Below are 18,483 nucleotides of genomic sequence, written 5' to 3' on the forward strand. Positions count from 1 at the left end.
ACTTGACCGACGATAGCGACGTGCTTAGAGTAGCCTGAAATCCACCTGAATCGATTCAGGCAATTCAACCGCTCGGAAACCTCGAGCCGACCTCAACGAGGAGGAGACATCGTGTCCCTCGATGCCGACCAGTCGCCGGGTGCGACGGTGCTGGAGCTGAAACGAGTGGTGAAGTCGTTCGGCGCCGTCGTCGCGCTGCGCTCCGGCAGCCTCACCCTCGAGCGCGGCTCCATCCACGCGCTGATCGGAGAGAACGGCGCCGGCAAGTCGACCCTCGTCAAGATCATCGCCGGGCTCTACCACCGCGATTCGGGGGAGTTCCTCCTCGGTGGCGAATCGGTCGACTTCGCCAGCACGGCTCAGTCGAAGGCGGCGGGCATCGCCGTCATCTACCAGGAGCCGACGCTGTTCCCCGACCTCTCGGTCACCGAGAACATCTTCATGGGCCGCCAGCCCACCAACCGATTCGGACGCATCGACCGCAAGGCGATGCGCACCGAAGCGGCCGAGATCTTCCAGCGGCTCGGCGTCGGGCTCGACCCCGACCGCATCACCGAAGGCCTGTCGATCGCCGACCAGCAGATCATCGAGATCGCGAAGGCGATCTCGCTCGACGCGCGGGTGCTGATCATGGACGAGCCGACCGCCGCACTCTCGGGCGTCGAGGTCGAGCGCCTCTTCGCCGTCGCCCGCAGCCTCCGTGACGAAGGCCGGGCGCTGCTGTTCATCTCCCATCGGTTCGACGAGGTCTTCGACCTCTGCGACACCGTCACCGTCATGCGCGACGGGTCGTACATCGACACCACGCCGATCGCCGAGACGACGGTCGACGACCTCGTGCGTCAGATGGTCGGCCGCGATGTGACCGAGCTCTTCCCGAAGCTTCCCGCCGAGATCGGCGACGTCGTGCTCGAGGTCGAGGGGCTCACCCGCCGGGGCGTCTTCCGCGACGTGTCGTTCCAGCTCCGCGCCGGTGAGATCGTCGGACTCGCGGGTCTGGTCGGTGCCGGGCGCAGCGAGGTGGCGCGCGCGATCTTCGGCGTCGACTCCTACGAGTCGGGCAGGGTCACGCTGCACGGAACCGCCCTTCCCAAGGGCAACCCGAGCAAGGCCACCGCACGCGGCATCGCGCTGGTGCCGGAGGACCGCCGCAAGCAGGGCCTCGTGCTCGACGACGGCGTCTCGCGCAACATCACGCTCGCGATCCGCAAGAAGCTCGCCAAGTGGGGGCTGATCTGGACAGGACTCGAGAACGAGGCCGGCAAGGTGTGGGCGAGCCGCCTCGAGGTGAAGACGGCGGCGCTCGACGCCGAGACCGGCACGCTGTCGGGCGGCAACCAGCAGAAGGTGGTCATCGGCAAGTGGCTCGCGACCGAGCCGACCGTGCTGATCGTCGACGAGCCCACCCGAGGCATCGATGTCGGCACCAAGTCCGAGGTGCATCGCCTGCTCAGCGAGCTCGCCCAGCAGGGCCTTGCGATCCTCATGATCTCGTCCGAACTGCCGGAGGTGCTCGGCATGGCCGATCGTGTGCTGGTCATGCGCGAAGGCCGCCTCACCGGGGAGTTCCCCCGCGCAGAGGCGACTCCCGAGGCGATCATGTTCGCCGCGACCGCGGATGCGGAGGCCGCAGCATGAGCGCAACCATCGCCCCCGTGAAGCCCGGCACCAGCCGCGCATCCAAGCTCGTGCGGTCGATCGCCACCGCGCGCGAGACCGGCATCGCGATCGCCCTCGTGGTGATCGTCGTCGCCGCCACAGCCGCGAACCCGAACTTCCTGTTCTCGGCCGACGGCTTCCGCGACCTGCTGCTCACCCCGTCGCTGCTCCTGCTGGTGGCGGTCGGCCAGGCGGTCGTGATCATCACCCGCAACGTCGACCTGTCGGTCGGCTCGATCGTGGGCCTCACGGCCTATCTCACCGGGCGGCTCTTCATCGATGTCGAGGGCATCCCGATCATCATCGTGTTCGTGGCGGGCGTCCTCCTGGGCTGCCTGCTCGGCGCGATCAACGGACTGCTCGTCGCGTGGGCGAAGGTGCCGGCACTGGTGATCACCCTCGGCACGATGTACATCTACCGCGGCATCAACGTCGCGTGGACGGGCTCGGAGCGCATCAACGCGTCCGACCTTCCCCGCGAGTTCCGCGGCCTCGGCACCGACCAGCTGCTCGGCATCCCGATCCTCACCATCATCGCCGTCATCGTGCTGATCGTCGCGGCCTGGTACCTGCGCAACATGCGCGGCGGTCGCGAGTTCTACGCGATCGGCTCCGACCCCGCGGCCGCGCACCTCTACGGCCTCAAGGTCAACCGCCGGATCATCACCGCCTTCGTCGTCTCGGGTGCGTTGTCGGGCCTCGCCGGCGTGCTGTACGCAGCGCGCTACGGCACGGTCAGCTCGGCTGCCGGGTTCGGCTGGGAGCTGCAGGCGATCGGTGCTGCCGTCATCGGCGGCGTGGCGATCTCGGGCGGTGTGGGAACGGTGTGGGGTGCCGCGATCGGCGCCTTCCTGCTGCTGACGATCAACCGCGCCCTGCCGATCCTCGGCATCGACGACTTCTGGCAGCGTGCCGTGGTCGGCGTGCTGATCCTCGGCTCCATCGTGCTCGACCGCGTGCTCGCGGTGCGCCAGCATCGACGACTCATCGCACAACGGGAGGACGACCGATGACCGCCTTCGCCACCGAGACCGTCCCGGTCCGGCTGTACCAGGCGCACAGCCGTCCGGCGTGGCGCCGCATCCTGCTCACCCGGGAAGCCGCGATCATCGGCATCCTGGCGCTCGTCATCGTCGTCGCGCTCGCCAGCGTGCCCAGCTTCGACAGTCCGCTGACGGTGACGTACCTGCTGCGCGACCTCGCACCCATCCTGCTGATAGCGCTGCCGATGACGCTCATCATCATCACCGAGGAGATCGACCTGTCGGTCGCCTCGATCGTGGGCCTGTCGAGCGTGATGACGGGCATCCTCACCCAGGCGGGTCTGCCCTTCCCGGTCGCCGCGGTGCTCGCGATCGTGGTCGGCACCGTCGCCGGAGCCTTCAACGGGTTCCTCGTCACGGTGGTCGGCCTCCCGTCGCTCGCCGTCACCATCGGCACCCTGGCGCTGTTCCGCGGAATCGCAGTGGGGCTCCTCGGAACCACGGCGATCACCGACTTCCCCGAGGAGTGGACCGACCTCGCGAAGGCGAACATCCCGGGCACTCCGATCCCGATGATCATGATCCCGTTCGTCGTGCTCGCGATCGTGTTCGCGGTCGTCCTGCACTTCACCCCGTTCGGCCGCTCGCTCTACGCGATCGGTCTCAACAAAGAGGCCGCGCACTTCTCGGGCATCGACGTCGGGCGCACGAAGTTCACGCTGTTCGTGCTCTCGGGTGCGATGTCGGGCTTCGCCGGCGTGTACTTCACGCTGCTGTACTCCAACGCCCGCGGAGACAACGCCACCGGGATGGAGCTGCAGATCATCGCCGCGGTGCTCCTCGGCGGGGTGTCGATCTTCGGCGGCCGCGGCGCCCTGCACGGCGTCATCGCCGGTGTGCTCCTCATCGGCACGCTCGGCAGCGCCCTGCGTCTCGCGGGCGTCACCAGCGACATCATCAACGTCATCACCGGAGTGCTCCTCATCCTCTCGGTGGTGTCGGCCAGCCTCCTCGCCTGGCTGCAGAAGCGACGCGTCGCAGCCATCGGGAAGAGACGGGGAAAGCGGGCCGCGGAACGCGCGGCCACAGCCAACCCGACGCAGTAACACCTACACCAGCGAGTACCTCGCACCACGGAAGGAAACAATGATGTTCAGCATGAAGCGCACACGGCGAGCGGGGATCGTCGCCGCGATCGCGGTCGGTGTCACGATCGTGGCGGCCGGCTGTGCCGGTGGTGGCACGGGTGACGGCGGCGACGGCGGCGACGGCGGCGGCGACGCCAACCTGTCGATCACGATGCTGCCGAAGAACCTCGGCAACCCGTACTTCGACACGTCGACTGGTGGCGCCGAAGAGGCGACCGCAGAGTTCGGCGGCACCTTCGAGGAGGTCGGCCCGACCGAGGCCAGCCCCACCTCGCAGGTGCAGTACATCCAGACCGCCGCGCAGCAGGGCGCCGGTGGACTCATCGTCTCGGCGAACGACCCCGAAGCGATCTGCGACGCCCTCGACGAGGCCCGCTCGGCAGGCGTCAAGGTCGTCACGTTCGACTCCGACACCAACCCCGACTGCCGCGACCTGTTCATCAACCAGGCGACCGCCGAGGGCATCGCCCAGATCCAGGTCGACCTGATCGCCGAGCAGATCGGCGACGCCGGTCAGATCGCGATCTTGTCGGCGTCGGCGAACGCCACGAACCAGAACGCGTGGATCGAGATGATGGAGGCGGAGCTCGAAGCCAGCCACCCCGACATCGAGCTCGTCGAGGTCGCATACGGCGACGACGACGACCAGACCTCGTTCGACAAGACCGCGGCGCTGCTGCAGACGTACCCGGAGCTCAAGGGCATCGTCTCGCCGACCACCGTCGGCATCGCCGCCGCGGCCCGCTACCTGTCGACCTCGGAGTACAAGGGCAAGGTCGCGCTGACCGGTCTCGGCACCCCGAACCAGATGCGCGAGTACGTCGAGGACGGCACCGTCACCGCGTTCGCGCTGTGGAACCCGGCAGACCTCGGCTACCTGGCCGCTTTCGCGACGCAGGCGCTGATCACCGGTGAGATCACCGGTGCCGACGGCGACAGCTTCGAAGCCGGCAAGCTCGGCACGTTCGAGGTGGAGGATGCCACCGTGCTCCTCGGCGACCCGTACGTGTTCGACGCCGAGAACATCGGCGACTTCGACTTCTGAGTCGACCCCACAGGTGGCCCGGGTGCGCAGTCTGCGCCCGGGCCACCGGTCGTTCAGGGCGCGCGGATGACCGAGACGTCGACGGTCTCGTCGCCGAGGAGGAACCGGATCACGGTCCCGTCGGGGAGCCCGTCGGCGAACGCGCGGTCGAGCGTCGGCCAGGCCGCTGCCTCGACGAAAGCCCCGGCGCCGGCCGGGGCGCACGCGACGTCGAGGATGAGATCTGTCGATCGGTCGATGATCAGCAGGCACGGACTGCCGTCGCGGTCGATCGTCGACCACGGCTCGACTCCGCGGAACGCGGCATAGGAGCGGAGCCCGGCGATGTCGAGATCCGCGTCGTCGCCCACCTGCGAGCGAAGGGGATCATCGATCTCCCGATCGGTCGGCTGGAGCACGGCGTCGTAGTGGGGGCCGGCGACCCACGCCACGGCACCGGTGATCGCGACGCCGGCGATCGCCGCGATCCACAGCGGGAGGGATGGCGCGGCTGTCAGGCGGTGCCATCGCCCAGCCGCTTCGGCGGCGGCGCCCGGGAGACGCGCCGGTGCTGCACGGTTCATCCTGACGCTTCCTCTCGCGAGAAGACGTGCACGTCCACGGTGTCGTCGCGCAGTGAGAATCGCATCAGGCCGCCACCCAGAGACAGCGAGGCGCCGACGTCGATCACGGGGAGTCCCTGCTCGGGAACGCACGAGCGCGCCACGACGTCCATCCGTCCGCGGTTGACGGCGATCAGGCAGGTCGACTCGAACACGTTCCTGGCAGACCACACCTCGATGGCGCGATACCTGCCGAACGAGCGGAGCGTGGACGGATCGATCTCCATCTCCGAGTCGCCGTCGAATGCGGCGCGGTCGAACTCGTGCTCGGAGCCCTCGGTGGCCATCAGGGCGAGCAGCGTCGCGTCGGCGGCCGTGCCGGTGGGCCGAAGAGTGGCCTCCGGTGGTGCGGCGGCGCCGGGCGTCGTCACGGCGATCGATCCGATCACCGCGACGAGGACGCCGAGTCCGACGGCGATGGGCGTCCGGTGTTTCGCCCATGCCCGCTGTGGTGGGGCCGTCCCGTCGCCGCCGCGCACCTGCGCCTGGGCGGTCTTCGGGGCACGAGGCTCGTGCGCGCCCGCAGGTGCGGCTGCGGCTGCGGCTCCGTCCCCGGCTGCGGGCGGAGGCTCGTCCGAAGAACGCAGAGGAGTCGGCGAGGGACACGCCTGCTCTGCACCCGTCGCACCGGCCGCATCCCCTGCGCCGGTCGCGCCCGCCGCAACGCGCGCATCCTGCAGCTCGATCAGTCGTGCGAAGGCTCCCGGGTCGTCGTTGATGTCGGCGTGCGCGCCGTACGCCCGCTCCTGCAGCAGACGCAGCTCCTCCAGGTCGAGCTTCGTCGCCGGCCCCGCCGCGCGCATCATCCGCTCCAGCTCTGGAAATAGTTCATCGGCGAACCGGGGTAGGCGTCCAGTCCGTCGGGCGCCTCGTGGAGGACGGTGGGCGGGCCCGACCCGTCCATCGGCACCAGTGCCAGCCCGTCGGTGTAGTCGGCGCCGGATGGATCCGTCGACCAACCGACGTAAAGCAGGGTCGAAGAGTCGGGCGACCAGGTGACGCTGTAGGGGTACCAGGGCTTCGAAGACCTGCCTTCGCCTGTCATCGCGAGAGGCAGCACTCGCTGGGTCCCGAACGGTGCTTCCGGGTCGCCCTCAGCGACGCTCACCACGACGACGTCATGCTCCTCGGAGCACGGATGCTCCTCGCCCGATGGCAGCGCGACCGTCTCGCAGCTGCGCTGGAAGACCACGTGCCGTCCGTCCGGCGACCACACCGGTCCGATCCCGTGCATCTGGGGGTAGTCACCGACGATGAGCTGCTGGTCGGTGCCGTTCGTCGCCACGAGCCAGAGGTCGTATCGGTCGGCCGCGTTGATCTTCCGACGCTCGACGGCGATCGTCTGACCGTCGGGCGAGACGGTGATCGCCTGCCCGAGCGGGGTGTCGTCCACCGTCCGGATCTGTCCGTCGCCGATGGTGTACGACAGGAGTGCGGTCTCGTCGGCGAGGTAGAGCTGTGTGCTGTCGGGGGCGAATTCGAAGTCGGTGACGGCGAGTTCGGGGATGAGGCGCGTCTCGCCGCCTGCGGTGTCGACGATCCACACCTGCTCCATCGTCCCCCGCCGCTGCGGACCGCCGGGCTGCGCCCCGATCGCGATCCATCTCCCATCCGGAGACCACACGGGGCACGGCGGGGCGCCGAACTCGGGGAGCGGGATCGTCGATGTGACGGATGCCTCGCCGTCAGGTGACACCGTGGCGATCGCGAGCATCGTGTCGTCCTCGAGTACGCCGCCGGTGCCTGCGGCGGCCCCGAACGCGAGGCGCGCACCGCCCGGCTCGAAGGCGGGGCAGATCCGCGTCACGCCGTCGCCGTCGCCGATGACGCGATGCGCGTCCTCTCCCGCCCGCACCAGCATCACGCCGCCCTCCCCGGGCCTGCCGGAGAACGCGATCCAGCCCTGCGGCGACTCCGCCGGGAGCGACGACGCCTGCTTCGCCGGCACGTCGGTCGCGTCGGTCTCGATGTCAGCGGTGGCGACGTTCGCGCATCCGGCGGCCGTCGTCATCACCATCGCGGCGCACGCCGCGGCGAGGCCGAGTCGTCGACGCAGGCCCTGCCGCCACTGCTCGACCTCGATCTGAAATTCACTCATCGCATGCTCCAACTCTGGAAGTCGTTCTGCGGGAAGACGTCCGAGCCGATGCCCTCCGGCGTCTCCCACAGGACGGTGGCTGCGGCGGCATCCGTCACGGGAACCGTCAGCAGCGCGGAACCCGCGCCCATCTCTCCCGATGCCAGAAGCTCCCATCCGGTGAAGCGCAGGGCCTCACCGCTCGGCGCCCAGCTGACGGCGACCGGTCTCCACTGGCGTGCCGTGCCGGTGGCGACGGGGGCGACGACGGTCTGCGTCCCTACCGGGCCGAGGGCGTCGTCGGCGGTGACGCTGACCACGACCGCCTCATCGTGCTCGCCCGCGTTGGCGATCTCATCCGGTGCCGGCGGAGGCGAACCGTCGCTGCGCTGGAAGACGATCCGGCGACCGTCGGGCGACCACACCGGCCCGATGCCGCGATCGCGGGTGTAGCCCTCGACGAGCGTCCGCCGCCCAGATCCGTCGGGAGCCATCAGGCCGAGGTCGTACCTCCCGCTCGGGCGCGACCACTCCACGGCGAGGTCGCCGCTGCGGGGGTCGGTGCCGATTGCGACCGCTCCCGCGGTGTCGGGGATGGCGCGCGTCTCGTCGTCGGCCGCCGAGTAGGCGAGGATGCCGCTCTCGTCGGCGATGTAGAGCACGGAGGCGGTCGCGGCCCACTCGATGTCGGTCGCGGCGAGGTCCGTCAGGTGGCGGATCTCGCGGGTGTCGACCTCGACGAGCCAGACGCCGTCGACCATGCCCCACGGTGCACCGCTCACCGGCGTGCCGCCGAACGCGATCCAGCGGCCATCGGGCGACCAGATCGGGCATGGCGGTGGGCTCAGCGCGCCGAGGGGGATGGACTCGGACGCGGTCGCTTCGCCCGCGGCATCCAGATCGGTGATCACCAGAGCCGGGTCCCGCACGCCGGTGCGCGCGTCGCCGATGCCCTCGCCCGAGGCGAGCCGCCGGCCGTCGGGCGAGAAGGCGGGGCAGATCTGGTCGATGCCGTCGCCCTCCGATCCCAGGATCATGTGCGGTGCAGCGCCCTCGCGCACGAGATGGATGTTCCCGCCGGAGGAGAAGGCCACCCAGTTCTCCTCGGGCCCCGGCGCCGGCGTGGGATCGGACGTGGTCACCGGTGCGGGCTGCGTCTCGCCGGTGAGCGATGTCGCGATCGCGCCGCCGGCGACAGCGCCGACGAGCACCAGCGAGACGGCGATCGCCGTGAACTGAGCGCGGCGGGAGTCCGCCGGGCGGATGCTCTGCGTGCCGGCGAGCACGAGATCGCGCATCTCGTCGTGTTCGCGTTCGGACAGCGCGTCGTGGGTGGTCACGATGCCTCCAACGTCGTCATCGCGTCGCGCAGCTTCGTGCGCGCCCGGGCGAGGCGGGACTTGACCGTGCCCACCGGGATCCCGAGGGTCTGCGCCGCCTCGCGGTCGGGATACCCCTCGAGGATGGTCAGCACGACGACGCTCTGCTCGCGCGCCGGCAGTCGGCGAAGCGCCGCCATCACGCCCGTCTCGTCGGCCGTGACGATCTGTGTGCTCCGGGGCTCCGGGGCACGGGCGATGAGGGCGCGGTAGCGGCGACTGGAGCGTTCGAGATTGCGCGCCGAGTTCGACACCGTGTTGAGCAGCCACGGCAGCGGCGAACCGTCGACGAGCCGCACCGAGGCACGCTTGCGCCACAGTTCGTAGAAGGCGATGACGACGGCATCCTTCGCGTCTTCGCGGGCCGTGAGCAGGCGGCACGCGTGGCGGAACAACCGCGCTTCGTGGCGGTCGAAGAGGGCGGCCAGTGCGACGGAGTCGCCTGCGCGAACCCGTGCCCAGTCGGACGCGTCATCGTCCATACCCTGTAGTGTCCGCTCACCGACGAAAGGTTCATACCGGTCGGGCGCATAATTGCCGCATGAGCGAGATCAAGACACAGCCGACGGATGCCGACGTGTCGGCGTTCCTCGAAGCGGCGACGCCGCAGCGCAGGCGAGACGACGGGTTGGCGCTCGCCGAGATCTTCGGCGACGTGACCGGGGCGGAGCCGGTGCTGTGGGGGCCGTCGATGGTCGGCTACGGCAGCTACCGGTACGTATCGCCATCGGATCCGAAGCGGCAGGGCGACTGGCCGAAGACCGGCTTCTCCCCGCGCAAGGCACAGTTGTCGCTGTACGGACTCAAGGACCTGCCCGAGGGCGCGGCGCTGCTCCCGCAGCTGGGCTCGTACACCGAGGGGGCGGGCTGCGTGTACGTCAAGAAGCTCGACGACGTCGACCTCGACGCGCTGCGGCGGCTGATCGCCATCGCATGGGGCCGCGGCGACGACCCGGTGCCGGGGTCATGAGACTCGCCCAGGTCGCCCAGCACGCCGACGACCTCGGCCGTGCCGCGCGGTTCTACTCGGCGCTCCTGCAGGCCGAGCCGACGGCCCTCTTCGATCCGCCCGGGCTGCTGCTCTTCGACCTCGACGGAGTGCGCCTGCTGCTCGACCGCGGCGCCCCGTCGTCGCTCGTCTACCTGGCGGTCGACGACGTCGAGGCCGCGCTCGAGCGGCTCGGTCCCGATGTGGAGGTGGTCTCCGCCCCGCATGTGATATTCCGCCACGAGGACGACACCCTCGGGCCCGCCGGCCACGACGAGCAGCAGGCGTTCATCCGCGACAGCGAGGGCAACACCGTCGGACTGATCGGCTTCCGCGCGGTGTGACCGCCCCTGTCGCGCGGGCCTGCTGGGCGCATACTGCTGTTCGGTGAGCAGGATGCTGCGGCATCCTGCTGGCCGTTCGTGATTCGTCATGCGCAATCTGCGTCGCCCCGGCGTAGGCTGGAGAGGTGAGCGCCTACGTCTCGGCGTTCGAGCTGTTCTCCATAGGAGTAGGACCCTCGAGCTCCCACACGGTCGGCCCCATGCGGGCCGCATCCGACTTCGTCATGCGCCTGCGCGAACTCGGCCTCCTCGATCGCGTGGAGCGGGTGACGTGCGCGCTGTACGGCTCGCTCGGCGCCACCGGCATCGGCCACGGCACGCCTGACGCCGTCGTCGCCGGTCTCCAGGGCCTCGAACCCGAGACCGTCGAGCCCGACGCGGTGCGCGGCGCCTGGACCCACTGGCCTGCGGGTCGGCCGCTCGCGCTCGCCGGCACGCACTCCATCGGATTCCACCGCGAAGACGTGCGGTTCCTGCCGCGCACCCGGCTCGACGCCCACCCCAATGCGATGACGCTCGAGGCCTGGATGCGGACGGATGCCGGACCGGCCCGTCATGCCGACTCGGGGGTGCACCTCACCGGCGCGGCTTTCGCGCTGTCGGTACCCCGGGCCGAGGAATCCGTCGACGGACTCGTGCTGAGCGAGACGTACTACTCGGTCGGCGGCGGCTTCATCCGCCGCGAGGGCGAGCCGCCGCGGGTGCAGGCTCACGCGTACCCGCTCGACTTCGCGAGCGCGGAGGAGCTGCTCGAACTGTGCGACGACCGCGGCATCACCATCGCCGAGGCAGCGCGCCTGAACGAGGAGGCGCTGCGCGGCGATGAGGAGATCGCCGCCGGGCTCGATGCGATCTGGGATGCGATGGCGGCCTGCGTCGAGGCCGGGCTCGAGGCGGGGGGCGTGCTGCCCGGCGCGCTCGGGGTGAAGCGGCGTGCGGCGGCCATCCGGGAGCAGCTCGATGCGGCCGAGGCCGACGGGCGGCGCGAGCTTCCGGGGGAGTGGCTCGGCGCGTTCGCGCTCGCCGTCAACGAGGAGAACGCCGCCGGCGGACGCGTGGTCACGGCGCCGACCAACGGGGCTGCGGGCATCCTGCCGGCCGTGGCGATGTACTGGTGGCGCTTCCTCGCCGACTCGGGCCTCGGGTCGGGCAACGCGGTGACGCCGTACGGCGAGCTCGTCGGGAGCGCGCTCCTCGGCTACGACGGCCACATCTCGCAGCCGGCCGAGGTCGCCGAGTGGGACGACGACCACGTCGCCGATGCGAACCGGCGGCGCGGCATCCGACGGTTCCTCCTCACGGCTGCCGCGCTCGGCTCGCTGTTCAAGGCGAACGCGTCGATCTCGGGGGCCGAAGGCGGCTGTCAGGCAGAGGTCGGCTCGGCGTGCGCGATGGCGGCAGGTGGGCTGACGGCCGTCATGGGAGGCACGAACCGGCAGATCGAGAACGCCGCCGAGATCGCGATGGAGCACCACCTCGGGCTCACCTGCGACCCGGTGGGCGGTCTCGTGCAGATCCCCTGCATCGAGCGCAACGCGATCGCCGCGTCGACGGCGGTGACGGCGGCACGGCTCGCGCTGCGGGGCGACGGCTCGCACTACGTGTCGCTCGACGCGGTCGTGGAGACGATGCGGCAGACGGGCATCGACATGTCGACGAAGTACAAGGAGACGAGCGAGGGCGGCCTCGCGGTCAACGTCGTCGAGTGCTGAGATCGCGCCCTAGGATCGACCTGCCCCGAACCCGGATCACCGCGAGGACGCCGATGACCCTGCCCGAGCTCACCGCTCCCGTCTCCCTCACCCTGCCGAACGGCCGACTCAACCGGGACGCGGTCGGATGGGCGCGCGAGCCGCTCGTCGACACCGCCGGAATCGGGCATCGCGTCGGGCGCGGCTTCGGCCGCAACAAGCGGTGGGAGTACTGGAACGTCGTCACGCCGACCCACATCATGGCGCTCACCGTGTCGTCGATCGACTACGCCGCCGTCAGCGAGGTGTGGGTCTTCGATCGTGCGACCGAGCGCGAGATCGGCACGGCGACGTCGGTCGTGCTCGGGCGCGCGACGCTCCCCGCCACGCTCGAGATGGGGCCGTCGCGGGCTCGCGCGAAGGATCTCGCCATCGACATCGACGAGGTTCCCGGCGGCACGCGCCTGCGGGCCGCGACCCACCGTGCGTCGTTCGATGTCGTCGCCGAGCTGCCCGCCGGGCATGAGCGCCTCGCGGTGGTCGTGCCGTGGAGCGACACCCGCTTCCAGTACACGGTGAAAGACGTCGCCCGTCCGGCGACGGGCCGCGTCGCGTTCGACGGCGAGATCTTCGAGGTTCCGGCCGGCCAGTCGTGGGCGGTGCTCGATCACGGCCGCGGTCGATGGCCGTACGACATCGCATGGAACTGGGGTGCGGGGTCAGGCGAGTCGGGAGGCCGGGTCATCGGCATCCAGGTCGGCGGCCGGTGGACCGAGGGCACTGGCTCCACCGAGAACGCGATGCTCATCGACGGCCGCCTGCACAAGATCCACGACGAGCTGCGGTGGGACTACGACATCGCCCGGTGGCGGGAGCCCTGGCGCGTGACCGGCGGCGGGCTCGACGCATCCTTCCTCCCGTTCTTCGACAAGGTGTCGCGAACCGATCTGGGGATCGTCTCGTCGCGCACCGACCAGTGCTTCGGGCACTGGAGCGGAACGTTCGCCGTGCCCGGGGGCGAGGTCGTCGCCTTCGACGGCATCGTCGGCTGGGCCGAAGAGGTGCACAACCGCTGGTGACGGATGCCGCGGCCCGCGGTCGTCGCTCTCAGGCGAGCAGGCCGGCCGAGCCCATCACCGACTCGGGGGTGATCTTGATGACGACCCGCTGCGGGTTGACGCGCGGCTGCCGGTAGCGGCCGGCGTAGAGCCGCACCGCCAGGGCGACGGCGTCGGGGTCGCGTTCGATCACCGCTGAGCCCGCGATGCTCAACCACTGCGCGCCGGACACCTGGGCGACGGTCGCCCGGGCGTCGCGCTCGACGTTGCGCACCTTCTGGGTCGCATCGGACGTGATGATGCGAACGTCCCCTTCGTGCACGGTGAAGCCGACGGCGACGACGTGGATGCGGCCGCTCGGCCCGATCGTCGAGAGGGTGGCGAGGTGGCGGTCGGCGAGGAACTCGACGCCCGCGGGCATCAGGGAAGCGAGCGAGACCATCAGCGATGCGGGTAGCCGGCGTCGGACGACCCGCGCAGCTTGGCGGTGAGGTCGCGCAGATGGGCGAGCTCTTCGTCGCTGAGCACCGCCATGCGTGCGGCGATCGCGCGGCCGTGCGCGGTGGCGACCTGGCGGAATCGCGCGGCGCCTTCGTCGGTGGCGCGCACCAGTGACCCGCGGCCGTCGTCGGGGTCGGCGCACTTGGCGATGAGGCCGCGCGCGACCATGCGGTCTACCAGGCGCGAGACGCTGGGCTGGCTGATGAGCATGTTCGCGGTGACGTCGCGCAGTCGGGCGGTCTGATCGATGCCCCGGGTGACCGTCAGCAGCACGTCGTACTCGGCCTGCGAGAGGGTGTCGTCGAAGTCGCCGTTGATCTGCTCGAACACCTCGTGCTGGGCGCGGAACAGGCTCTCCCAGGCGTCGATGGCCAGGCGGCGGTCGGTCATGCCCTCAAGAGTATTGCGAACCTGCCCCATAGGCTGTGCTTCATGGGGACTGGGTCTGTCGAGCCCGCACGACGGGTGTGCTCGTTCGCAGCCGCGATCGCACTCGCGGTGCTGCTCTCGATCGCCTTCGTGCTCACGGGCGGCGGGCGCGACGCCGCGGTCGCCGACGTCGAGGACTTCACGTTCGAGAGCATGGACGTCGTCTACGAGCTCGGCCGGGCAGACGACGGGACGAGCACGCTGCGCGTCACCGAGACCTTCGTCGCCGTGTTCCCCGAGTTCGACCAGAACCGCGGCATGCGACGCAGCATCCCCGATTCGTATCTAGGGGCTCCGCTGAACCCCGCGCTGGTGTCGATCACCGATGCCGACGGGCGGGCGCGCGCGTCGGAGACGGCATCCGAAGACGGATACTTCAGCATGACGTCGCGGGCCGACGACTTCGTCCACGGCCGGCAGACGTACGTGTTCACGTACACCCTCGAGAACGTCGCGCGATACTTCGCCGACACCGGGCGCGACGAGTTCTACTGGGACGTGAACGGCACCGAGTGGCGGCAGCCGTTCGGCGCGGTGTCGGTCGAGCTCGTCGTCGATGACTCGGTCGCGGGAGCCCTCACCGGGGACCAAGCCTGCTACGTCGGATACCAGAGCGCAGAGGCCACGTGCCCGATCACGGCCGACGGGTCGACGTTCACGGCCTCCACGACCACGGTGGGTCCGTACGAGACGCTGACGATCGCCGTCGGATTCGAGCGCGGAACCTTCGCCGAGTTCGATCCGTCGTTCTTCGCGTCTTCGTGGGGATGGCTGCAGGCTGTCGCTGCCGCGCTGCTGGCCGGCACGATCGTGTTCGCCGGGGTCACGCGCGCGCGCAAGCTCCGCGACGAGCCGGGTCGGCCGACGATCATCGCCGAGTACACCCCGCCCCCGATCATCGACGCGCTCGAGAGCGCCGTGCTGCTCGGGAGGACGACCAAGGGGATCCCCGCCGAGGTGCTCGAGCAGGCGGTGGTCGGCAGCATCCGAATCGAAGAGGGTGCGCGCCGCTGGTTCAGCGGCGCGAAGCTCAAGGCCGTTCTCATCGATTCGTCGAAGGCCGACGGTGACGGCCGGATGCTCCTGCGCGGGCTGTTCCCGTACGGCGCCCCGGGCGAGGAGTTCGAGTTCGGCCGCACCGACCGCAGCTTTTCGGCGGCGGCGCAGCACATCTTGAAGGCCGCAGAGCGGGAGCTGAAGAATCGGGGACTCCGCCGCGAGGTGTCGGTGTCGACGCGGGTGCTCCCGGCTGCGCTCGCCGTGATCGCGGCGGCGTTCGTGATGCTCTTCGGCTTCGTCGCGCTCGATGCGTTCGTCGCTCCGCTCGTGCCGATCCTGCTCATCCTCGCGGCTGCGGTGGGTGTGTTCGTGGTGATCGGCCTCGTATCGCGCAAGCCGCTCACCGCGCTGGGCGCGGAGACGCGCGACCACCTGGCCGGGCTGAAGATCTTCATCGAGTGGGCGGAGGCGGACCGCATCCGCATGCTGCAGTCGCCTACGGGGGCGGAGCGCGTGCCGGTCGATGTGAACGACCCGACGCAGAAGCTGAAGCTCTACGAGACGCTGCTGCCGTACGCGGTGGTGTTCGGGCAGGAGAAGGCCTGGGCGAAGGAGCTTGCCGTGCTCTACGCCGGCGGCACGCCGGGCTGGTACTACGGCACGCACGGCTTCGATGCGGGCTCGTTCTCATCGGGCATCTCGTCGCTGTCGGCGAGCGCGGCATCGTCGTCGTCGACGTCGGGCGGTTCGGGTGGCGGCGGTTCGGCCGGTGGTGGCGGCGGAGGCGGTGGCGGCGGGGGCGTCTGAGGCGGCGCGACTCAGCCTTCGCGTTCCTGCCCTCAACTGTCGTCGTACCCCGAGCGATCTCGCCGGTCGCGCCTGTCGCGCCGGTCGCGCCGGTCGCGCCGTGGTTCGTCGCGCGCCCGCCGTCATGTCGCGCTGTCGCGGTCATGTCGCGAACTCGGCGTCATGTCGCGCACTCGGCGTCATGGCGCGCACCCGCGGTCATCCTGCCCGCCTTCGGCGGCGGAGCTTCTCGATCTCGAGGTGGGTGGATCCTCGAGCTGGTCGCCATCGCCGGTACGGATCGATCCAGTTCGGGGCGCGGGTCTCGGGCAGGCCGTCGACGATGCGCACCTTCCATCCGCTGGTCTCGAGGGTGCGGTGATGGTGCCAGCAGAGCATCACGCCGTTGTCGGTGTGGGTCGGACCCCCGCGGGAGTGCTCCTCGACGTGATGGATCTCGCACCAGGCGGCCGGGATGCGGCACCCGGGGATGATGCAGCCGCCATCGCGCGCGGTGATCGCGCGGCGCTGATGTGCGGTGAACACGCGCTGCGGGCTGCCGAGTTCGACGATGCGTCCGTCATCGCTGAACACGAGACGCTGGATTCCGCCGCAGCAGGCGATCTGCCGGGCGACGTACGCCGGAACGACGGTGTCGGTGCCGTCGATGATCGCGACACCGCCCTCGTCGCGGGCGAGGTCGCGCGCCGAGATCGTGACGAGCAGAGTCGGCGCCGCGCCGCCGATCGACGGCATCTCGGCTGAGCGTGCCGCGACCCCGAGGATCGCCGCCAGCGCGTCGTGCTGCTTCTGCTGGCGAGTTCGAATGTCGAGCGGCACCACGCTCGCCGGATCATCGGCCGGGTCGCTGAACCGCACGCCGGCATCGCTCTGGCTCCCGTTCGAGCCGGAGCCCGAGCGCACCCCAGTTTCGCACCGGCTCTCGTTCGAACCCGAGTCCGAGCCCGAACTCGAACCCGCCGCGGCCCCCGATGTGCGTGGCGAGAGCTGCGCGTGCAGCAGCCGGTCGAGCTGCGCGGCGACGTCGGGCAGCAGTGCGCCCGTCACCGGCACGAGTCCCTCGCGCTCGCGACCGACGCGGAGGAAGCGGCGTCGTGCCGCGCGCTCATAGTCGGGAAGCACCCCGTCGGGGTCGAGCGCGAGAGCCCAGACTCGCGCCTGCAACCGGGTCTCGTCGGCGGTGCATGCGGGGGCATCGTCGGCGGCACCGCCGGAGGCGCCACCTCCGATCGCTGCGCCGACGAGTTCGCTCTCGGCCGCGGCGATATCGGTCGGATGGCACCGATCCGCGATCGGATCGAGGGTCGTCGCGACGGCGGCCACAGTGTCGGACCCGATCGAGCCCGAGATCAGGGCGTCGCGCAGCAGCGGCCAGCGAGCGGGAACGGTCTCGCCGGAGAGCGCCGTGGTCGTGGCGATCGTGCGCGCCGCGCGCAGTCGGGAGGTGGCGCTCGTCGCGGCGATCCCGGTCGCGCGCACGAGAGCCTCGGTCGCGTTCGCGCACCCGAGGCGGGTGCACAGCCGCGCGGCTCCACGGTCGGCTCGCGAGCGATCGTCGATCTCGCCCGCGACCAGAAGCCGCGCGGCATCGATCCGTCGGCCGAGCTGTTCGATGACTCGAGCGAGTGCGATCGAATCGGCATCCGTCACCGAGCGCGCTACGTCGTTCGCAAGGGGAGTGCTCAGCACCTCGGCCGCCGCGCGATCGAGCGCGGAGAGCTGTTCGATGAGGGTGCCCGCGCCGTTGTCCACGCTTCTATTCTGGCGAGGGCCTCCGACATTCTGCGCTCATAAACCCCAGATCAAACCGTGTTCCTGTGGATAGCGCCGTGGCGATGACGGTTGGGGAGGAACGGATGCTCCGCACCGACGCGTGCACTGGTTGAGGCCGGTATCGCCCACCCGCCGCCGGCCCGTCGCGTCGGCTAGGGCGTGCCGGACAAAGGTGGAGGGCCGCGACTGACCTCAAGAACCTGCAGCGCCATGGTCAAGTGCACCTATTGACTTTCGATAGGTATCTATCGAGAATCGATACATGAATCTCGACTTGCCTCGGCCGCCACTCCCTCTCGTCGTCGCCACCGAGGTACTCCTTGGCGTCCTGTTCCTCGTCGGCCTCGGCGCGATCGCGCTCCTTCCCAGCTTCTCCGCGAACGTCGCGACCAGCGTTCCCGAGTACGCAGACCTTCGCGATCCGCTCCTCGCGATCGCGATCACCCTCACGATCCTCGGTCTCATCGCCCTCGCCATGGTCGCGTTGCTGGTGCACCGCATCTACAGCTTGACCGTGCTCACACGTCCGTCCCTGCTCTGGGTCGACGTGCTCGTGGTCACTGCCGTGTGCGCCATCGTGCTGATCGTCACGGCATTCGTTGTGATCAGCAAAGGCCAGGCGGGGAGCCCCTTCGTCGCACTCGTCCAGGCCATGGCCTGTCTCACCCTGATGGCGATCGTGTGCATCACCCTCGTGCTGCGCTCCCTCCTGCGAAGCGCCATCGTGATGCGCGCCGAACTCGACGAGGTCGTGTGATGACGATCCGCATCACGATCGACCGCATGCTCGCCGAACGCGGCATGAGCGTCGGCGACTTCGCAGGCGCCATCGGAATCACGCCGGCAAACGTCGCAGTCCTCAAGAATGGACGCGCGAAGGCCGTGCGTTTCGCGACACTCGACGCGATCTGTCGAGTCCTCGACTGTCAACCCGGCGACCTGCTCCGCTACGAAGAACACGATCCGCAGCCCGCCGAATTGTCGAACACGCCCTAGGTGA

General features: G+C 70.0%; 19 protein-coding genes. 11 read left to right on the forward strand and 8 right to left on the reverse strand.

Going from position 1 to position 18,483, the window contains the following annotated elements:
• Positions 1–111: 111 nt before the first annotated feature.
• Genes JOD63_RS00660 through rhaS form a run of 4 tightly spaced genes read left to right on the forward strand, consistent with a single transcriptional unit; the run spans position 112 to position 4,835 of the window.
• On the forward strand, positions 112–1,638 hold the full coding sequence (locus JOD63_RS00660) for a sugar ABC transporter ATP-binding protein (protein ID WP_045276427.1): 1,527 nt from the start codon (positions 112–114) through the stop codon (positions 1,636–1,638).
• Positions 1,635–2,672, forward strand: coding sequence for an ABC transporter permease (locus JOD63_RS00665; protein ID WP_045276428.1), 1,038 nt, complete (start codon positions 1,635–1,637; stop codon positions 2,670–2,672). Before JOD63_RS00660 ends, JOD63_RS00665 begins: the two co-directional genes overlap by 4 nt.
• A complete protein-coding gene (locus tag JOD63_RS00670) occupies positions 2,669–3,748 on the forward strand; it encodes an ABC transporter permease (protein ID WP_045276429.1) in 1,080 nt (359 codons plus the stop codon). The genes JOD63_RS00665 and JOD63_RS00670 overlap by 4 nt, the downstream gene beginning before the upstream one ends.
• A gap of 43 nt (positions 3,749–3,791) precedes the next feature.
• Entirely contained in the window at positions 3,792–4,835 is a 1,044-nt protein-coding gene (gene rhaS / locus JOD63_RS00675) for a rhamnose ABC transporter substrate-binding protein (RefSeq protein ID WP_084613633.1), read from the forward strand.
• Between the two features lie 53 nt (positions 4,836–4,888).
• On the opposite strand, the gene JOD63_RS00680 is transcribed toward rhaS, so the two are convergent.
• From JOD63_RS00680 to JOD63_RS00700, 5 genes are read right to left on the reverse strand one after another with little or no spacing between them, the layout of a single operon-like run.
• Complete coding sequence (locus tag JOD63_RS00680; RefSeq protein ID WP_045276431.1) at positions 4,889–5,398, reverse strand: hypothetical protein; 510 nt, start codon at positions 5,396–5,398, stop codon at positions 4,889–4,891.
• Entirely contained in the window at positions 5,395–6,243 is an 849-nt protein-coding gene (locus JOD63_RS00685; RefSeq protein WP_157004027.1) for a hypothetical protein, read from the reverse strand. Before JOD63_RS00685 ends, JOD63_RS00680 begins: the two co-directional genes overlap by 4 nt.
• Complete coding sequence (locus JOD63_RS00690; RefSeq protein WP_045276433.1) at positions 6,240–7,535, reverse strand: TolB-like translocation protein; 1,296 nt, start codon at positions 7,533–7,535, stop codon at positions 6,240–6,242. Before JOD63_RS00690 ends, JOD63_RS00685 begins: the two co-directional genes overlap by 4 nt.
• Positions 7,532–8,854, reverse strand: coding sequence for a TolB-like translocation protein (locus JOD63_RS00695; protein WP_045276434.1), 1,323 nt, complete (start codon positions 8,852–8,854; stop codon positions 7,532–7,534). The genes JOD63_RS00690 and JOD63_RS00695 overlap by 4 nt, the downstream gene beginning before the upstream one ends.
• Positions 8,851–9,375, reverse strand: a complete 525-nt coding sequence (locus JOD63_RS00700) for an RNA polymerase sigma factor (RefSeq protein WP_045276435.1) — start codon at positions 9,373–9,375, stop codon at positions 8,851–8,853. The genes JOD63_RS00695 and JOD63_RS00700 overlap by 4 nt, the downstream gene beginning before the upstream one ends.
• A 59-nt stretch (positions 9,376–9,434) precedes the next feature.
• Here JOD63_RS00700 and JOD63_RS00705 point away from each other — a divergent pair, with 59 nt between their 5' ends.
• From JOD63_RS00705 to JOD63_RS00720, 4 genes are all read left to right on the forward strand, one after another.
• Positions 9,435–9,863, forward strand: coding sequence for a DUF1801 domain-containing protein (locus JOD63_RS00705; protein WP_045276436.1), 429 nt, complete (start codon positions 9,435–9,437; stop codon positions 9,861–9,863).
• Positions 9,860–10,225 carry a VOC family protein gene (locus JOD63_RS00710; protein WP_045276437.1) on the forward strand — a complete coding sequence of 122 codons (366 nt, stop codon included), beginning with the start codon at positions 9,860–9,862 and terminating at the stop codon, positions 10,223–10,225. The genes JOD63_RS00705 and JOD63_RS00710 overlap by 4 nt, the downstream gene beginning before the upstream one ends.
• 125 nt (positions 10,226–10,350) lie before the next feature.
• Positions 10,351–11,937 carry an L-serine ammonia-lyase, iron-sulfur-dependent, subunit alpha gene (locus JOD63_RS00715; protein ID WP_045276438.1) on the forward strand — a complete coding sequence of 529 codons (1,587 nt, stop codon included), beginning with the start codon at positions 10,351–10,353 and terminating at the stop codon, positions 11,935–11,937.
• 53 nt (positions 11,938–11,990) lie between these two features.
• On the forward strand, positions 11,991–12,995 hold the full coding sequence (locus JOD63_RS00720) for a DUF2804 domain-containing protein (RefSeq protein WP_045276439.1): 1,005 nt from the start codon (positions 11,991–11,993) through the stop codon (positions 12,993–12,995).
• Between the two features lie 28 nt (positions 12,996–13,023).
• Here the strand turns inward: JOD63_RS00720 and JOD63_RS00725 are convergent, their stop codons facing one another.
• Positions 13,024–13,416 carry a PPOX class F420-dependent oxidoreductase gene (locus tag JOD63_RS00725; protein WP_045276440.1) on the reverse strand — a complete coding sequence of 131 codons (393 nt, stop codon included), beginning with the start codon at positions 13,414–13,416 and terminating at the stop codon, positions 13,024–13,026.
• Complete coding sequence (locus tag JOD63_RS00730) at positions 13,416–13,865, reverse strand: MarR family winged helix-turn-helix transcriptional regulator (protein WP_045276441.1); 450 nt, start codon at positions 13,863–13,865, stop codon at positions 13,416–13,418. Before JOD63_RS00730 ends, JOD63_RS00725 begins: the two co-directional genes overlap by 1 nt.
• 42 nt (positions 13,866–13,907) lie before the next feature.
• Here JOD63_RS00730 and JOD63_RS00735 point away from each other — a divergent pair, with 42 nt between their 5' ends.
• Positions 13,908–15,710 carry a DUF2207 domain-containing protein gene (locus tag JOD63_RS00735; protein WP_045276442.1) on the forward strand — a complete coding sequence of 601 codons (1,803 nt, stop codon included), beginning with the start codon at positions 13,908–13,910 and terminating at the stop codon, positions 15,708–15,710.
• Positions 15,711–15,908: 198 nt separating this feature from the next.
• Here the strand turns inward: JOD63_RS00735 and JOD63_RS00740 are convergent, their stop codons facing one another.
• Entirely contained in the window at positions 15,909–17,462 is a 1,554-nt protein-coding gene (locus JOD63_RS00740; protein WP_052682569.1) for an HNH endonuclease signature motif containing protein, read from the reverse strand.
• 283 nt (positions 17,463–17,745) lie between these two features.
• Here JOD63_RS00740 and JOD63_RS00745 point away from each other — a divergent pair, with 283 nt between their 5' ends.
• A complete protein-coding gene (locus tag JOD63_RS00745; protein WP_045276443.1) occupies positions 17,746–18,240 on the forward strand; it encodes a DUF2975 domain-containing protein in 495 nt (164 codons plus the stop codon).
• Entirely contained in the window at positions 18,240–18,479 is a 240-nt protein-coding gene (locus JOD63_RS00750) for a helix-turn-helix domain-containing protein (protein ID WP_045276444.1), read from the forward strand. Before JOD63_RS00745 ends, JOD63_RS00750 begins: the two co-directional genes overlap by 1 nt.
• The last annotated feature ends 4 nt before the right edge of the window (positions 18,480–18,483 follow it).

This window comes from Microbacterium terrae (genome assembly GCF_017831975.1).
Classification (GTDB): domain Bacteria; phylum Actinomycetota; class Actinomycetes; order Actinomycetales; family Microbacteriaceae; genus Microbacterium; species Microbacterium terrae.

What these genes read in the sequence shown, in the direction of transcription:
- JOD63_RS00665 (WP_045276428.1), top strand. Translation starts at nt 1,635, where the DNA reads ATGAGCGCAACCATCGCCCCCGTGAAGCCCGGCACCAGCCGCGCATCC.
- JOD63_RS00670 (WP_045276429.1), top strand. Translation starts at nt 2,669, where the DNA reads ATGACCGCCTTCGCCACCGAGACCGTCCCGGTCCGGCTGTACCAGGCG.
- rhaS (WP_084613633.1), top strand. Translation starts at nt 3,792, where the DNA reads ATGTTCAGCATGAAGCGCACACGGCGAGCGGGGATCGTCGCCGCGATC.
- JOD63_RS00680 (WP_045276431.1), bottom strand. Translation starts at nt 5,398, where the DNA reads ATGAACCGTGCAGCACCGGCGCGTCTCCCGGGCGCCGCCGCCGAAGCG.
- JOD63_RS00685 (WP_157004027.1), bottom strand. Translation starts at nt 6,243, where the DNA reads ATGATGCGCGCGGCGGGGCCGGCGACGAAGCTCGACCTGGAGGAGCTG.
- JOD63_RS00690 (WP_045276433.1), bottom strand. Translation starts at nt 7,535, where the DNA reads ATGAGTGAATTTCAGATCGAGGTCGAGCAGTGGCGGCAGGGCCTGCGT.
- JOD63_RS00700 (WP_045276435.1), bottom strand. Translation starts at nt 9,375, where the DNA reads ATGGACGATGACGCGTCCGACTGGGCACGGGTTCGCGCAGGCGACTCC.
- JOD63_RS00705 (WP_045276436.1), top strand. Translation starts at nt 9,435, where the DNA reads ATGAGCGAGATCAAGACACAGCCGACGGATGCCGACGTGTCGGCGTTC.
- JOD63_RS00710 (WP_045276437.1), top strand. Translation starts at nt 9,860, where the DNA reads ATGAGACTCGCCCAGGTCGCCCAGCACGCCGACGACCTCGGCCGTGCC.
- JOD63_RS00720 (WP_045276439.1), top strand. Translation starts at nt 11,991, where the DNA reads ATGACCCTGCCCGAGCTCACCGCTCCCGTCTCCCTCACCCTGCCGAAC.
- JOD63_RS00725 (WP_045276440.1), bottom strand. Translation starts at nt 13,416, where the DNA reads ATGGTCTCGCTCGCTTCCCTGATGCCCGCGGGCGTCGAGTTCCTCGCC.
- JOD63_RS00730 (WP_045276441.1), bottom strand. Translation starts at nt 13,865, where the DNA reads ATGACCGACCGCCGCCTGGCCATCGACGCCTGGGAGAGCCTGTTCCGC.
- JOD63_RS00735 (WP_045276442.1), top strand. Translation starts at nt 13,908, where the DNA reads ATGGGGACTGGGTCTGTCGAGCCCGCACGACGGGTGTGCTCGTTCGCA.
- JOD63_RS00745 (WP_045276443.1), top strand. Translation starts at nt 17,746, where the DNA reads ATGAATCTCGACTTGCCTCGGCCGCCACTCCCTCTCGTCGTCGCCACC.
- JOD63_RS00750 (WP_045276444.1), top strand. Translation starts at nt 18,240, where the DNA reads ATGACGATCCGCATCACGATCGACCGCATGCTCGCCGAACGCGGCATG.